The organism is Microvirga lotononidis (assembly GCF_034627025.1).
GTDB classification, from domain to species: domain Bacteria; phylum Pseudomonadota; class Alphaproteobacteria; order Rhizobiales; family Beijerinckiaceae; genus Microvirga; species Microvirga lotononidis.
This window is the reverse complement of the sequence record NZ_CP141048.1, coordinates 2,975,966-2,989,878: the sequence shown is the minus strand read 5'-3', so window position 1 is coordinate 2,989,878 and position 13,913 is coordinate 2,975,966. Positions and strand designations below refer to the sequence as shown.

The following is a 13,913-nucleotide window of genomic DNA, read 5'->3' as shown; positions in this document are numbered from 1 at the left end:
CCTCACGCCCCGGCCCTGCCACCCTCCACGTCATGGCCGCACCTGTTGCGGTCATGACGGCAAGGCTCCGAGAGCAACGTTATGTTCTCACTTTGTTCTTGACAGGGGGATGAACCTTGGCTATATCGTTGCACAGCCTGATCCGACGAGGGGCGCGCTTCGCGAGGCGTCGCACAGTGTGGGATCCGGCACGGTCCTGCCCGCCGGTCACGCAGCCGGCGGCAGGAGGCCCTTGGCAGCCCTGTGCTGGTCCAAGTTTAAACGCCTAAAAGTACCGTGCGTGACGAGCAGTTCGGCTCTCACATTCACACTTAGACATCGAGCCGGGCTGCCCGCCGCGCCACCCTCGATCTCCTTAAAGGCTCGCAGCGCAAGCCGCGGGCCACAAGGTGCTGGCTCTTTGACATGCCCTGCCCCGGATTGCCGGAGGAACCGGCTAACCCCGCGCCCATTCCGTTGCAAGAACGATATGCGTCGTGGCGGTCGCCACTCCGGGGACGGACGCCACCACGTCCCTGATCCGGTTGAGACTGGCGTTCGACTCGCAGGCGACGCTGACCATCAGGTCGATGGAGCCCGTCAGCGAATGGCAGGCGACGATCTCCGGGATGCCGGCCAGGCGCGGCACCACCTGCTTGCAGCGGAAGCCCGGTTCGAAGGTCACGGCGATCATGGCGCGCACGGACGGATCGTGCTCGGAGGCGAGTTCGACCGTGTAGGCCTTGATGATCCCTTCCCGCTCCAGGCGGCGCATCCGCTCCTGCGTGGCGCTGCGCGAGAGTCCGACGCTGCGGGCGAGGCCCACGAGGCTTTCCCGCGCATTCCTGCGCAGGGCAGCGATCAGGATCCTGTCTTTCTCGTCCAGCGCCATGCCGGGAATCCGCCTTGAGGGTCCAAAGACCGGCATATAGCCGGTCGGCCCGTCATCTTGTCGAGTGCAACCGGCCGAACATTCACCGAAGGTTGAGCCTCGTTGCACAAGGAGCCATCGATGCCTTCCGACCTCACGAACGCCGTCCTTCTACCCATCGACATGCAGAAAGCCTTCGACCAGCCGTCCTGGCCGCGCCGCTGGAACGCGGCCGTCGATTCCAACGGGCTGCTGCTCGTCGAGGCCTGGCGGGCCGCCGGTCGACCCATCGTCCATGTCCGGCACGATTCGGTCGAGCCGGGCTCGACCCTCGGCCCGGCCCAGCCGGGGAACGCCTTCCGGGAGGGGTTCGGCCCGAAGGGCGACGAGCCGCTCGTCGGCAAGAGCGTGAACTCGGCCTTCATCGGCACCGACCTGGACCTGCGCCTGCGGCGGCTCGGGATCGGCACCATCGTGGCCTTCGGCATCTCGACCGACATGTGCGTGTCGACCACCGTGCGCATGGGAGCGAACCTGGGCTACCGCATGATCCTGGCCGAAGATGCCTGCGATTGCTTCGACCTCCCCGACGGCCGGGGCGGCACCATTCCGGCGGAAATGGTCCACCGGACGCATGTGGCGACCCTGGGTTTCGAATTCGCCAGGATCGCCACGGCGCGGGATCTGGTTCAGGCGCTCACCGCATCCGGAGAGGTTGCGGCGGCCTGATTTTCGCTTACCCCTTCGGCAGCATGTCCTTCACGAGGCCGGACGCCTTGGCGAAATCCATGCGGCCGGCGTATTTGGCGCGCAGGGCGCCCACGACCTTGCCCATATCCTTCATCGAGGCGGCGCCCGTCTCGGCGATGGCGGCCTCGATGGCGGCCCTGGTCTCGGCCTCGTCCATCTGCTGCGGCAGGTAGGAGGAGATCACCGCGACCTCGTTCTTCTCCTGATCGGCGAGCTCGGTGCGGCCGCCCTGCTCGTACATGGTGATCGATTCCTGGCGCTGCTTCACCATTTTCTGCAGGAGGGCCAGGATCTCCTCGTCGGACAGGGGCTCCTTGCCGTTGCCGCGGGCCTCGATGTCCTTGTCCTTGAGGGCGGCCTGAATCAGCCGGATGGCGCCGAGTCTGCCCTTGTCGCCGGCCTTCATGGCTTCCTTCATCTCGGCGGTAAAGCGTTCGCGCAGCATGGAGTTCTCCTTGGTTTTGAGTCGCTGGAGCATCGGGTCCGATGCTCCTTCCCTTGTTTGGCGCATCGTCGACGCGGACCCGGAGGGCCGCGTCAGCGAAAAGCGGATCCACTTTTCCGCACGATGCGCTTGAGCGTTGACGGAACGCGAACGGCCCCTTAAGTCACGGGGGTAGTTCAAAGGCGGCCCGGGCACGGCCTGCTCAAGCACGGCCTGTTGGCCCCGGACTTACAAGAGATCATGACGATGCTGCAAGACAAAGACACCACCGGGAGTTCCTCGGGTGGCTGGGCCGAGCCGCGCGCGACCGCGGTTCTCGTGCTCCAGGACGGAACGGTTCTCGAAGGCTTCGGCATCGGCGCCGTGGGCGAGGCGACCGGCGAGGTCTGCTTCAACACCGCGATGACGGGCTACCAGGAGATCCTGACCGACCCGTCCTATGCCGGCCAGATCATCACCTTCACCTTCCCGCATATCGGCAACGTGGGCACCAACGAGGAAGATATCGAGAGCGTCAACGCCGCCTCGTCCTCGGGGGTGCGCGGCGTCGTGCTGGCGGCGACCATCACCGAGCCGTCCAATTGGCGCGCCTCCCGCGACCTCGATGCGTGGCTCAAGGCCCGCAGCATCGTCGGCCTCTCGGGCATCGACACGAGGGCGCTCACGGCCCTGATCCGGGACAAGGGCATGCCGAACGCGGTCATCGCCCACGATCCCGAGGGCCAATTCGACATCGAGGCCCTCAAGGCCAAGGCCGCCGCGCTCCCCTCCATGGACGGCCTCGACCTCGTGCCACTCGTGACCAGCGCCCAGCGCTTCGACTGGGACGAGACCACCTGGACGCGCGGCGAAGGCTACGGCCACCAGGACGGCGCTCCGAAGCATCACGTGGTCGCCATCGATTACGGCGTGAAGCGCAACATCCTGCGCCTGCTCGCCCGCGCCGGCTGCAAGGTCACGGTCGTTCCCGCTACCGCCTCGGCCGAGGACGTGCTGGCCCTCAAGCCGGACGGCGTGTTCCTGTCCAACGGCCCCGGCGACCCGGCGGCGACCGGCGAATATGCCGTGCCGGTGATCCGCAAGGTCCTCGACGAGAAGATCCCGACCTTCGGCATCTGCCTCGGCCACCAGATGCTGAGCCTGGCCGTCGGCGCCAAGACCAAGAAGATGCACCAGGGCCATCACGGGGCGAACCATCCGGTGAAGGACAAGACCACCGGAAAGGTCGAGATCACCTCCATGAACCACGGCTTCGCGGTGGATCCGGAGACCCTGCCCTCGAACGCCGTGGAGACCCACGTGTCCCTGTTCGACGGCTCGAATTGCGGCATCTCGCTCACGGACCGCCCGGCCTTCTCGGTGCAGTACCACCCGGAGGCCTCCCCCGGCCCGCAGGACAGCCACTACCTGTTCGACCGCTTCGTGCAGCTGATGGACGGCAAGAAGGCGAAAGCCTAACAATCTTGTGAAGGCTGGCGCCGCGACAAACGGGTCTGTTGCGCCAGCCGCCCAAATCACGGTAACCGATCATTAACCATAAAAACAAAATGATTCCGGACCTTGGTTTGGGGGTTTCATCCAATGGATTTCGATGACGATTCCGGCGAATTCAGCCGACTGCACAACCTGTTCACGTTTCACCTCGGCATTGCCGTTACGCTGTCCTGGCTGACGTCGCTCTACGCCGCTCTCTACGCTCCCTGGGTGCGCAACATCCGTCCTCTGATCGACCCGGCCAGCGTCGGTCCGGTCGAGAGCACCTGGTCCTATCTCTTCATCTTCCCGGTGGTGCTGACGACAGCCTGGCTGATCTCGATCTTCGGCCAGAACCTCTTCGCCAAGTTCCGCATCTTCAGGAGCCAGATCGTCGAGTTCGCCATCGCGGCCGTCGTGGCCTTCGGGATGTTCTACCTGTCCATCGACCGCGCCGTCGCGGCCATGTTCATCGGCATGTGACGCCGGCCGGGATTTCACGGTCCCGCTCGATCTTTCGTGAAAGCCATGCGTTCCCTCCCCGGTTCCAAGGGAGAGAAGCATGGCTGAAGCGAAAGGATATGGCGATCCGCACGGCTACAACGCGCCGCTCGGCACGGAGACCTACGTCTTCCGGAGCAACGGCATCGTGCCGAATTCCTCTCTGCCGCTGATCGTGCGCCGCGGGGCGATTTCCCCTTCCGAGCACGATGCGGTCCGGACCTTCAAGACGACCTTCGCCAGGAACGGCTGGACGAATGCGTGGCTGAACGGCATCCACGATTACCATCATTACCACCCGAATACCCATGAGGTGCTCGGCATCGTGTCGGGCTCGGCCCAGGTCCGCTTCGGCGGCGAGGACGGCGACCTGGTGGCCGTGAGCGCCGGTGACGTGGTGATCATTCCGGCCGGGGTGGCCCATGCCTGCATCAACGCGAGCGACGATTTCTCCGTGGTCGGGGCCTATCCGGGCGGCGCCGATTACGACACGATCCGAGACGATCCGAATGCTCTCGCGGCCTCGCAACAGCGGATCGCCCAGGTACCTCTTCCTGATACCGATCCGGTCGATGGACCGGACGGGCCTCTCGTGAAGCTCTGGATCTGAACGCGATAAGGCCCCCTGCCCCGGAAGGCAGGAGGCCCTTGCCCCTACGGCTTGTTATTCTTGCTGTCAGACCGACAGCGTGACCTGCACGTTGCCCCTGATGGCGTGCGAATACGGACAGACCACGTCGGCCTTGTGCACCAGATCCGTCGCCAGCTCCTGCGACAGACCGGGCAGGTTCGCCTTCAGCTCGACCACCAAACCGAAGCCCGCGCCGTCGTCGCGCTTGCCGATCCCCACCTTGGCCTCGACATGAACATCGGCCGGAAGGGCGATCTTGTTCTGCGACGCGACGAACTTCAGCGCGCCTAGGAAGCAGGCCGAGTAGCCGGCCGCGAAGAGCTGCTCCGGATTGGTCCCCTCGCCGCCCGCACCGCCGAGTTCCTTCGGCGTGGAGAGGCGAACCTCCAGCTTTCCGTCGTTCGAAGCGGCGACGCCTTCGCGTCCGCCCTGGGCTGAGGCATGGGCTGTGTAGAGAGGGGTCATCGAGATGCTCCTTGAATTGCCGAACGAGGATCCTGCCGGCAAATCGAACGCTTACAATTTAATTGCGCTCAATCTAAATAGAGGCATAAGGGCAAATTAGATTGTGTGCAACCTATTTCTTTCATAGATTGCTTTGGCGGAGGAGACGATGACGACACACCCGAAGACCTTGGCGCTCGATAACCAGCTGTGCTTCGCCTTCTATTCCGTCTCTCACGCCTTCAACCGGGCCTATCGCAAGCTCCTGGAGCCCCTCGGCCTGACCTACCCGCAATACGTGGTCCTGCTGGTGCTCTGGGAGCAGGACGAACTCACCGTGAAGGAGATAGGGGAACGGTTGTTTCTTGACTCCGGCACCCTGACCCCGTTGCTGAAGCGCCTCGAAAGCGCGGGGCATGTCCGCCGCACACGCGACACGAAGGACGAGCGGCAGGTCAGGATCCACCTGACCGAATCCGGCCGTGTCCTGCGCGGGAAGGCGGAAGAGGTTCCCCACCAGGTCGGCTGCATGCTGGGCATGTCTGCCGACGAGGCCCGTGCCTTGACCAGGGAGGTTGCGAAACTGCGCGGCAGGCTCCATGACTCGGCCACGCTCTCGCCCGACACCTGACGTCAACAAGGACAGCCTTTCGATGAACTGGCGCGATTATTGGAACCAGGACACGCCGATCTACGTGAACGAGCGGCACAAGCTCCTGCATTACCGCCTGATCGCCAACGACATCATCGGGCTCATCCCCTCGCCGGACGCGGTCGTGCTGGATTACGGCTGCGGCGAGGCGCTTCTGGCCGACAAGGTCGCGGCCCGATGCGCGAGACTTTACCTGAGCGATGCCGCGCCGCTCGTTCGCGATCGCCTGAACGAGCGCTTCCGAGACAACGAGCGGATCACGGTCCTGGCGACCGACGATGTCGCTGACCTTGCGGATTCCTCGATCGATCTCATCGTGGTGAACTCGCTCGTCCAGTATCTCTCCCTCGACGAGTTTCGCGGTCTCCTGAGGCTCCTGCACCCGAAGCTCAAGGACAATGGCAGACTGGTTCTGGGCGACGTCATCCCGCCGGACATCAGCCCGCTCATCGATGCCAAGGCGCTGCTCTCCTTCGCCTGGCAGGGCGGGTTCATGAGGGCCGCCCTCGGCGGCCTCGCCCGCACGGCCTTCTCCGAATACCGCAAGATCCGCGAGGAACTGGGCCTCTCTCAATACAGCGCGGAGGAGATCGCCGATCTTCTCGACGATGCCGGCTTCGTGCCCGAGCGCGCGGCGCGGAACCTCGGGCACAATCAGGCCCGCATGACCTTCGTCGGCCGCCCGGCTCAGGCCCTCGATACGGACGACCTCACTGAGCGCTGATCGCTCAGGAGCGACAGGCCGAACACGCCAAGCCCCGCAACGGCGAGAGCCGCACCGACCCATCCGGTCGAGGCGAAGCCATAGCCGGCCGCGATCGCAAGGCCGCCGAGCCAAGCGCCGAGCGCGTTGGCGATGTTGAAGGCGGAATGGTTGAGGGCAGCGGCCAGGGTCTGCGCATCGGCCGCCACGTCCATCAGGCGCGTCTGAAGGGCGGGTCCGATCGCGACGCTGCAACCGACGAGGAACACGCAGGCCGAGAGCATGTAGGGGTTTTCCGCCGTCAGCCACAGCACCGTCATCACCACGGCGCTGGAGGCGAGCACCCCGCCGATGGTGGCCATCAGGTTCCGGTCGGCGAACCACGCTCCGACGAGATTGCCCACGATCATGCCGGAGCCGAACAGGGCCATCATGAGGGGAACGGCGCTCTCCGGCATCCCGGCGACGGAGGTCGCCGTCGACGCGATGTAAGAGAAGACGGAGAACAGACCGCCGAAGCCCACGGCTCCAATGCCGAGGGTGAACCAGACCTGCTTGCGCTTGAAGGCGCCGAGCTCCCGCATCGGGCTCGCCCCCTCCTGGACCTCGTCCTTCGGCAGGAAGAGCCAGATCAGCAGCACGGTCAGCGCGCCCATGAAACCAACGGCGCCGAAGGCGAGCCGCCAGGTCAAAGCCTGGCCGAACCATGTCGCGACGGGCGTGCCGAGCAGGGTCGCGACAGTCAGGCCCATCATGACCCGCGCCACGGCCTGGGGGCGCTTGTTCGGCGGGACGAGGGAGGCCGCCACGAGCGCGGCCACGCCGAAATAGGCGCCGTGCGGCAGGCCGGTGAGGAAACGCAGGAGCACGAAGGACTCGAAGCTCGGCGCCACGGCGCTGACCGCGTTGCCGACGGCGAACACGGCCATCAGGACGAGGAGCAGCGTCTGGCGGGCGAGCTTGGCCGCCAGGACGGCGATGATGGGAGCACCGACCACGACCCCGAGCGCATAGGCGCTGATCGCATGTCCGGCCTGGGGCGTCGTGATGTGGAACTCCTGCGCGAGGTTCGGCAGCAATCCCATGATGGCGAACTCGCCCGTTCCGATGCCGAAGCTGCCGACCGCGAGCGCCAGTTCGATCAGGGCGACGGCGAGGCGAGATTGCGGAACGGCGGGAGCCTTGCTCCGTGCGAGACAGGCTTCCTCGGCAATGGCCAGATCGGACATGAAGCCCCCAAGCTTCTTATACGGTGCGAATGTGAGATGAGCGGCGGAGCGATCTTGAGAGGCTCCTGCGGCATCCATATTGCATTGCGAAAAGATTCGCGGGATCCGGCAGAATGCAGGCCAGGGCTGCGCTGGAAGCCTGGAACCTGGCAAACAGGCCGCGCGCTTGCCCAAGACCTATGCAAATGTCCATTTCTTGTGCGCCATGAAGCTCCACAGCATCACGACGCCGGTGGTGATGACCTGCGATGGCAGATAGGGACCCTCGAGCCACACCGTGAAGGCGTGCATCAGGAACCAGGTCACGAGGAAGCCGACGAAGGCCACCAGGGCGAAGCGCCACGTGGCCTCCCGATGGGGCCTGTCGCTTTCGTACGTGTGCTTTCGGTTGAGCACATAGGACACGAGCCCTCCCGCCACGTAGCCGGCAAGCGTCGCCGGCACGGGATGCGTCCCGGCGCCCTCGACGAGAGCGACGAGAAGTCCGTAATGAGCCACGGCCGCCGCCACGCCCACCCCGAAGAAGGCGGTGAATTGACGGGTGAGCCGATGAAGGGAGCGGGATGCGGTCACGCTTTCTCGATAGCGACTTCCCGAGCGCGCGTCACCTCATTCCCTGCAGAAGCCCGGCGATCCTGCGGGAGATGGAGCGGGGAGCGAACTTCGCCGCGACAGCCCCGATCCGGTTGCCTCTCCCCGGGATGACGATGGCCTTCCCGGCCTCGTAGCCGTCGATCCCCGCACGGGCCACCTCGGCTGGGGACATGGCGTCGCCCTTGAAGAAGCCCGATCCTTTAGGGCCCGCCGTTTCGGAGAACTCGCTCTCGGTCGGTCCCGGGCAGAGAGCCGTCACGGTCACTCCATGCGGCCTGGCTTCGTCGTGCAAAGCCTCGGAGAGGGACAGGACGAAGGCCTTCGTGGCGTAATAGACGGCCATGTAGGGCCCGGCCTGGAAGGCCGCGATGGAAGCCACGTTCAAGATCCCTCCCCGCCGGCGCTCGATCATTCCCGGCAGCATCAGGCGGCAGAGCGAGGTCAGGGCCGTGACGTTGAGGTCGATCATGGCGACCTGCTTCTCGTGCGGGAGAGACGCGAAATATCCCCTCAGGCCGAATCCCGCATTGTTGACCAGGGTATGCACGGCGATTCGCCGCTCCAGCAGCATCTCATGAAGGTCCCGAGGGGCCTGTCTGTCCTCGAGGTCGAGAGCGACGACCTCGACGGGAACGCCATGGGCTCGCCCGATCTCCGCGCTTAGAGATTCCAGGCGCTCGTGCCGGCGGGCCGTGAGAACCAGGCGATAGCCCCGGCCGGCGAAAGCCCGCGCCAGTTCGGCGCCGATCCCGCTGGACGCTCCCGTGATCAGCGCCCAGCGCGGCTCCTCCGTCATGACCATCTTTTCCCAGTTCTCCTGCAAGGCGGCGGCCTGCGGTTCGTACCGCATGGGCATTGCCTGTCTAAATCATGGCTCAGGCCTTTGAATTTGCTCAAGGTCCGTGTAAGAGCCTCTCTCAACCTACAATCAGATCACATCCCGGCTGCGCTTGAAGCGCCGTAGCTCTACGGCCGCGCGGCTGGACACGCCTGGGTGGCCCAATGCCAAAGCGGACAGACATCTCCTCCATTCTCATCATCGGCGCCGGTCCGATCATCATCGGTCAGGCCTGCGAGTTCGACTATTCGGGAACCCAGGCCGTGAAGGCTCTGAAGGAGGAAGGCTACCGCATCGTCCTGGTGAATTCGAACCCCGCGACGATCATGACCGATCCCGATCTCGCGGATGCCACCTATGTGGAGCCGATCACCCCCGAGATCGTCGCCAAGATCATCGAGAAGGAGCGCCCGGACGCGATCCTGCCCACCATGGGCGGCCAGACGGCGCTGAACTGCGCCCTGTCGCTCAAGAAGATGGGTGTGCTCGACAAGTTCAACGTGGAGATGATCGGCGCGACGGCGGAAGCCATCGACAAGGCCGAGGACCGCCAGCTCTTCCGCGAGGCCATGACCAAGATCGGCCTCGATACGCCGAAATCCCGCCTCGCCAACGCCTCGGCCCTCAAGAAAGCCGACCGGGACGCGTATCTCGCCGAGCTCGCCCGCATGGAAGCCATGGACATGCATCCGGGCGACAAGAAGCGGATGATAGCCGCCTACAAGCTCAAGTGGGACGCCGGCGAGAACGACCGCCGCAAGCGCTACCAGGAGCACGCCATGGGCGAGGCCCTGATCGCGCTCTCCGAAGTCGGCCTGCCGGCCATCCTGCGCCCGTCCTTCACCATGGGCGGCACCGGCGGCGGCATCGCCTACAACCGCGAGGAGTTCCTCGACATCGTGGAGCGGGGCCTCGACGCCTCCCCGACCAACGAGGTCCTGATCGAGGAAAGCGTGCTCGGCTGGAAGGAGTACGAGATGGAGGTCGTCCGCGACAAGGCGGACAACTGCATCATCATCTGCTCCATCGAGAACTTCGACCCGATGGGCGTGCACACGGGCGATTCCATCACCGTCGCCCCGGCCCTGACGCTCACCGACAAGGAATACCAGATCATGCGCGACGCCTCCCTGGCGGTGCTGCGCGAGATCGGCGTCGAGACCGGCGGTTCGAACGTGCAGTTCGCGATCGACCCTTCGAGCGGGCGCATGATCGTGATCGAGATGAACCCGCGCGTGTCGCGCTCCTCGGCGCTCGCCTCGAAGGCCACGGGCTTCCCCATCGCCAAGGTGGCGGCGAAGCTCGCCGTCGGCTACACCCTCGACGAGATCGCCAACGACATCACCGGCGGCGCGACGCCCGCCTCCTTCGAGCCGACCATCGACTACGTGGTCACGAAGATCCCGCGCTTCGCCTTCGAGAAGTTCCCCGGCGCCGAGCCGACGCTGACCACGGCCATGAAGTCCGTGGGCGAGGCCATGGCCATCGGCCGCTCCTTCCCGGAATCCCTTCAGAAGGCCCTGCGTTCGCTGGAGACCGGCCTGACCGGCCTCGACGAGATCGAGATCGAGGGCATGGGCAAGGGCGACGACAAGAACGCCATCAAGGCGGCCCTGGGCACGCCCACCCCCGACCGGATCCTCAAGGTCGCGCAGGCCCTTCGCCTCGGCATCAGCCATGACGAGGTCTACGAATCCTGCAAGATCGACCGCTGGTTCCTCGAGCAGCTCCAGGACATCGTCGACCTGGAGGCCAAGGTGAAGGCCCACGGCCTGCCGCAGACGCCGGGCGCTTTCCGGCATCTGAAGGCCATGGGCTTCTCGGATGCCCGTCTCGCCGTCCTCACCCGCAAGACGGAGGCCGAGGTGCGCGAGGCGCGCCGGGCCCTCTCCGTGCGGCCGGTCTTCAAGCGCATCGACACCTGCGCGGCGGAGTTCGCCTCGCCCACCGCCTACATGTATTCGAGCTACGCCGCTCCCTTCGCCGGCCAGCCGGCCGACGAGGCAGCGCCTTCGGACGCCAACAAGGTCATCATCCTCGGCGGCGGCCCGAACCGGATCGGCCAGGGCATCGAGTTCGATTACTGCTGCTGTCATGCCTGCTTCGCGCTCAAGGACGCGGGCTATGAAACCATCATGATCAACTGCAACCCGGAGACGGTCTCGACCGATTACGACACCTCCGACCGGCTCTATTTCGAGCCGCTGACGCAGGAAGACGTGCTGGAGATCATCGAGACCGAGCGGTCGAAGGGCAACCTCCACGGCGTAATCGTCCAGTTCGGCGGCCAGACCCCGCTCAAGCTCGCCCGCGCCCTGGAAGAGGCCGATGTGCGCATTCTCGGCACCTCGCCGGACGCCATCGACCTCGCCGAGGACCGGGACCGGTTCAAGCGCCTGCTCGACAAGCTGCACCTGAAGCAGCCGAAGAACGGCATCGCCTATTCGGTGGAGCAGGCCCGCCTGATCGCCGCCGATCTCGGCCTGCCCTTCGTGGTGCGCCCGAGCTACGTGCTCGGCGGCCGGGCGATGGCGATCATCCGCGACGAGACCCAGTTCGAGGACTACCTGCTCGGCACCCTGCCGAGCCTGATCCCCTCCGACATCAAGGCGCGCTACCCCAACGACAAGACGGGCCAGATCAACACGGTCCTGGGCAAGAACCCGCTGCTCTTCGACCGCTATCTCTCGGATGCGATCGAGGTGGACGTGGACTGCCTCGCGGACGGCAAGGACGTGTTCATCGCCGGCATCATGGAGCACATCGAGGAAGCGGGCATCCATTCCGGCGATTCGGCCTGCTCGCTGCCGCCCCGCTCGCTCTCGCCCGAGATCATCGCCGAGCTGGAGCGCCAGACGAAGGCCCTGGCCCTGGGGCTCGACGTGGGCGGCCTGATGAACGTGCAATACGCCATCAAGGACGGGGTGATCTACGTGCTGGAGGTCAATCCCCGCGCCTCGCGCACGGTGCCGTTCGTGGCCAAGGTCATCGGCGAGCCCATCGCCAAGATCGCGGCCCGCGTGATGGCCGGCGAGCCCCTGGCCAAGTTCGCGCTGACCCCGAAGGAACTGCCGCATATCGGCGTCAAGGAAGCGGTCTTCCCCTTCGCCCGCTTCCCCGGCGTGGACGTGCTGCTCGGGCCCGAGATGCGCTCCACGGGCGAGGTGATCGGCCTCGACCGCGGCTTCGGCGTGGCCTTCGCCAAGAGCCAGCTCGGCGCCGGGAGCCAGGTTCCCAAGACCGGGACCCTGTTCGTGTCGGTCCGCGACTCGGACAAGGCCCGCATCCTGCCTACGGTCCGGATGCTCGAGGAAATCGGCTTCCGGGTCATGGCGACCGCCGGAACCCAGAAGTTTCTTGAGGAAAACGGCGTCAAGGCGACGAAGATCAACAAGGTTCTGGAAGGTCGCCCGCACGTGGTTGACGCCATCAAGAACGGCGATATTCAGCTTGTCTTCAATACCACCGAAGGAGCAGGCGCTCTCTCGGATTCCCGGTCTTTACGACAAGCTGCCCTCTTGCATAAGATACCTTACTACACCACTCTTGCAGGAGCGATCGCCGCGGCCGAGGGCATCAAGGCATACCTCAGCGGCGATCTCGAAGTCCGGGCGCTTCAGGAATACTTTGCCTGAGGCATCCGGCCTCACATTGGAACTGCGAAGCTTCTGGTAAGTTTTCGTTGACATGCGAGGGCGCTGGCGACAGCGGCCTCGTACCTCTTTTTGGACGAGACAAACGATGGACAAGGTCCCTCTGACGATCAAGGGTTTTGCGGCGCTCGAGGATGAACTCAAGCACCGGCAGCAGGTTGAACGCCCCCGGATCATCCAGGCGATCGCGGAAGCCCGCGCGCTTGGCGACCTGTCGGAAAATGCCGAATACCATGCCGCCAAGGAAGCCCAATCCCTCAACGAAGGCCGGATCCTTGAGCTTGAAAGCCTGATTTCACGCGCCGAGGTGATCGATATCGCGAAGCTTTCCGGCGACCGGATCAAGTTCGGCGCCACGGTGAAGCTCGTGGACGAGGACACCGAGGAAGAGAAGACCTACCAGATCGTCGGCGAGCCCGAGGCGGACGTGCGCTCGGGCCGCGTCTCGGTGGCCTCCCCCATCGCCCGCGCCCTGATGGGCAAGACCATCGGCGATACGGTGGAGGTCTCGACACCCGGTGGCGGCAAGTCCTACGAGGTCGTCGGCGTCCAATTCGGCGCCTGATAAGGAAAGGGGCAGGAGCAATGAGAAATTCCATGATGTCCCCCCTCTCCCGGCGAACCATTCTTAAAGCTTTCGCCTGTGCCGGCCTCGCCGGCGCAGGCTTTGTCGCGCCCGCCCAGGCCCAAGGCTTCCCGCAGGCCTTCTCGTCCTTCTCGGTCGATGTGAGCGCGTTGAAAGACAAGGGCCTCGGCCCTTTCGCGGATCTCGTCGGTGCGGCCGCGCTCGATGAGCTGCGACGCTCCTTTGCCGACCGGGTCGATCCACGCGGTCCCCGTCTGGTGCTGGTGCTGACAAGCGTCACGATGACGGCGTTTCCCGACGGCGGCGTCGGATACCGGAGCAGGGGCGAGGGAAACAGCGGGCACGATGCTCTGGAAGGCCAAGCCCTGGCCGTAGGCCGCAGGGGCGAAGTCCTGGCTGCCCATCCGATGCTGGCCGTGCGCGACGTGAATACCAGCACGCTCACGCCGAACGAGCAGGGCCGCGCCGTCATGATCGCCCAGCATTACGTGCGCTGGCTAAGGCGCGAAATCTAACCTCTGCCGACACCAAATCCCCCTACCCTCTTTCTCCGACGCGGAGGGG

15 protein-coding genes are annotated in these 13,913 nt (G+C 65.1%); 9 read left to right on the top strand and 6 right to left on the bottom strand.

Translation table 11 applies throughout. The features are described 5' to 3' along the window. Positions 1-436 precede the first annotated feature (436 nt). Complete coding sequence (locus U0023_RS14150) at positions 437-871, bottom strand: Lrp/AsnC family transcriptional regulator (protein ID WP_009764625.1); 435 nt, start codon at positions 869-871, stop codon at positions 437-439. A 120-nt stretch (positions 872-991) separates the two neighbouring features. Here U0023_RS14150 and U0023_RS14145 point away from each other — a divergent pair, with 120 nt between their 5' ends. Next, the gene (locus U0023_RS14145) at positions 992-1,579 is read left to right on the top strand and encodes a cysteine hydrolase family protein (protein WP_009764624.1); all 588 of its coding nucleotides are present in this window, start codon (positions 992-994) and stop codon (positions 1,577-1,579) included. Positions 1,580-1,586: 7 nt separating this feature from the next. Here U0023_RS14145 and U0023_RS14140 read toward each other — a convergent pair whose 3' ends face one another. Further along, complete coding sequence (locus U0023_RS14140) at positions 1,587-2,045, bottom strand: GatB/YqeY domain-containing protein (protein WP_009764623.1); 459 nt, start codon at positions 2,043-2,045, stop codon at positions 1,587-1,589. 246 nt (positions 2,046-2,291) lie between these two features. Here U0023_RS14140 and carA point away from each other — a divergent pair, with 246 nt between their 5' ends. From carA to U0023_RS14125, 3 genes are all read left to right on the top strand, one after another. Next, entirely contained in the window at positions 2,292-3,503 is a 1,212-nt protein-coding gene (carA, locus tag U0023_RS14135; protein ID WP_009764622.1) for a glutamine-hydrolyzing carbamoyl-phosphate synthase small subunit, read from the top strand. A 123-nt stretch (positions 3,504-3,626) separates the two neighbouring features. Beyond that, positions 3,627-4,001, top strand: a complete 375-nt coding sequence (locus tag U0023_RS14130; protein WP_009764621.1) for a hypothetical protein — start codon at positions 3,627-3,629, stop codon at positions 3,999-4,001. 79 nt (positions 4,002-4,080) lie between these two features. After that, positions 4,081-4,629: a cupin domain-containing protein gene (locus U0023_RS14125; RefSeq protein WP_009764620.1), complete on the top strand. Its 549-nt coding sequence runs from the start codon at positions 4,081-4,083 to the stop codon at positions 4,627-4,629. A gap of 66 nt (positions 4,630-4,695) precedes the next feature. Here U0023_RS14125 and U0023_RS14120 read toward each other — a convergent pair whose 3' ends face one another. Beyond that, the gene (locus U0023_RS14120) at positions 4,696-5,115 is read right to left on the bottom strand and encodes an organic hydroperoxide resistance protein (protein WP_009764619.1); all 420 of its coding nucleotides are present in this window, start codon (positions 5,113-5,115) and stop codon (positions 4,696-4,698) included. 148 nt (positions 5,116-5,263) lie between these two features. On the opposite strand from U0023_RS14120, the gene U0023_RS14115 reads away from it, so the two are divergent. Next, positions 5,264-5,725, top strand: a complete 462-nt coding sequence (locus U0023_RS14115; RefSeq protein WP_009764618.1) for a MarR family winged helix-turn-helix transcriptional regulator — start codon at positions 5,264-5,266, stop codon at positions 5,723-5,725. A 22-nt stretch (positions 5,726-5,747) separates the two neighbouring features. Then, positions 5,748-6,470, top strand: coding sequence for a class I SAM-dependent methyltransferase (locus tag U0023_RS14110; RefSeq protein WP_009764617.1), 723 nt, complete (start codon positions 5,748-5,750; stop codon positions 6,468-6,470). Here the strand turns inward: U0023_RS14110 and U0023_RS14105 are convergent. The 3 genes from U0023_RS14105 to U0023_RS14095 form a co-directional block, all read right to left on the bottom strand. Then, complete coding sequence (locus U0023_RS14105; RefSeq protein WP_009764616.1) at positions 6,434-7,678, bottom strand: MFS transporter; 1,245 nt, start codon at positions 7,676-7,678, stop codon at positions 6,434-6,436. The two genes, U0023_RS14110 and U0023_RS14105, sit on opposite strands and share 37 nt — an antisense overlap. A 177-nt stretch (positions 7,679-7,855) precedes the next feature. Further along, positions 7,856-8,251 carry a GtrA family protein gene (locus tag U0023_RS14100; RefSeq protein ID WP_009764615.1) on the bottom strand — a complete coding sequence of 132 codons (396 nt, stop codon included), beginning with the start codon at positions 8,249-8,251 and terminating at the stop codon, positions 7,856-7,858. A 31-nt stretch (positions 8,252-8,282) separates the two neighbouring features. Next, positions 8,283-9,122, bottom strand: coding sequence for an SDR family NAD(P)-dependent oxidoreductase (locus U0023_RS14095; protein WP_009764614.1), 840 nt, complete (start codon positions 9,120-9,122; stop codon positions 8,283-8,285). A gap of 152 nt (positions 9,123-9,274) precedes the next feature. Here U0023_RS14095 and carB point away from each other — a divergent pair, with 152 nt between their 5' ends. The 3 genes from carB (at position 9,275) to U0023_RS14080 (ending at position 13,864) form a co-directional block, all read left to right on the top strand. Next, positions 9,275-12,745, top strand: a complete 3,471-nt coding sequence (gene carB, locus U0023_RS14090; RefSeq protein WP_009764613.1) for a carbamoyl-phosphate synthase large subunit — start codon at positions 9,275-9,277, stop codon at positions 12,743-12,745. 106 nt (positions 12,746-12,851) lie between these two features. Further along, the gene (greA, locus tag U0023_RS14085) at positions 12,852-13,328 is read left to right on the top strand and encodes a transcription elongation factor GreA (protein ID WP_009764612.1); all 477 of its coding nucleotides are present in this window, start codon (positions 12,852-12,854) and stop codon (positions 13,326-13,328) included. A gap of 32 nt (positions 13,329-13,360) precedes the next feature. Then, positions 13,361-13,864, top strand: coding sequence for a hypothetical protein (locus U0023_RS14080; protein ID WP_009764611.1), 504 nt, complete (start codon positions 13,361-13,363; stop codon positions 13,862-13,864). Positions 13,865-13,913: the final 49 nt, after the last annotated feature.

Coding starts and splice junctions, on each gene's coding strand:
- carA (WP_009764622.1), top strand. CDS start 2,292: ATGCTGCAAGACAAAGACACCACCGGGAGTTCCTCGGGTGGCTGGGCC.
- U0023_RS14115 (WP_009764618.1), top strand. CDS start 5,264: ATGACGACACACCCGAAGACCTTGGCGCTCGATAACCAGCTGTGCTTC.
- U0023_RS14095 (WP_009764614.1), bottom strand. CDS start 9,122: ATGCGGTACGAACCGCAGGCCGCCGCCTTGCAGGAGAACTGGGAAAAG.
- U0023_RS14140 (WP_009764623.1), bottom strand. CDS start 2,045: ATGCTGCGCGAACGCTTTACCGCCGAGATGAAGGAAGCCATGAAGGCC.
- U0023_RS14150 (WP_009764625.1), bottom strand. CDS start 871: ATGGCGCTGGACGAGAAAGACAGGATCCTGATCGCTGCCCTGCGCAGG.
- U0023_RS14120 (WP_009764619.1), bottom strand. CDS start 5,115: ATGACCCCTCTCTACACAGCCCATGCCTCAGCCCAGGGCGGACGCGAA.
- U0023_RS14080 (WP_009764611.1), top strand. CDS start 13,361: ATGATGTCCCCCCTCTCCCGGCGAACCATTCTTAAAGCTTTCGCCTGT.
- U0023_RS14105 (WP_009764616.1), bottom strand. CDS start 7,678: ATGTCCGATCTGGCCATTGCCGAGGAAGCCTGTCTCGCACGGAGCAAG.
- U0023_RS14125 (WP_009764620.1), top strand. CDS start 4,081: ATGGCTGAAGCGAAAGGATATGGCGATCCGCACGGCTACAACGCGCCG.
- U0023_RS14110 (WP_009764617.1), top strand. CDS start 5,748: ATGAACTGGCGCGATTATTGGAACCAGGACACGCCGATCTACGTGAAC.
- carB (WP_009764613.1), top strand. CDS start 9,275: ATGCCAAAGCGGACAGACATCTCCTCCATTCTCATCATCGGCGCCGGT.
- U0023_RS14145 (WP_009764624.1), top strand. CDS start 992: ATGCCTTCCGACCTCACGAACGCCGTCCTTCTACCCATCGACATGCAG.
- U0023_RS14130 (WP_009764621.1), top strand. CDS start 3,627: ATGGATTTCGATGACGATTCCGGCGAATTCAGCCGACTGCACAACCTG.
- greA (WP_009764612.1), top strand. CDS start 12,852: ATGGACAAGGTCCCTCTGACGATCAAGGGTTTTGCGGCGCTCGAGGAT.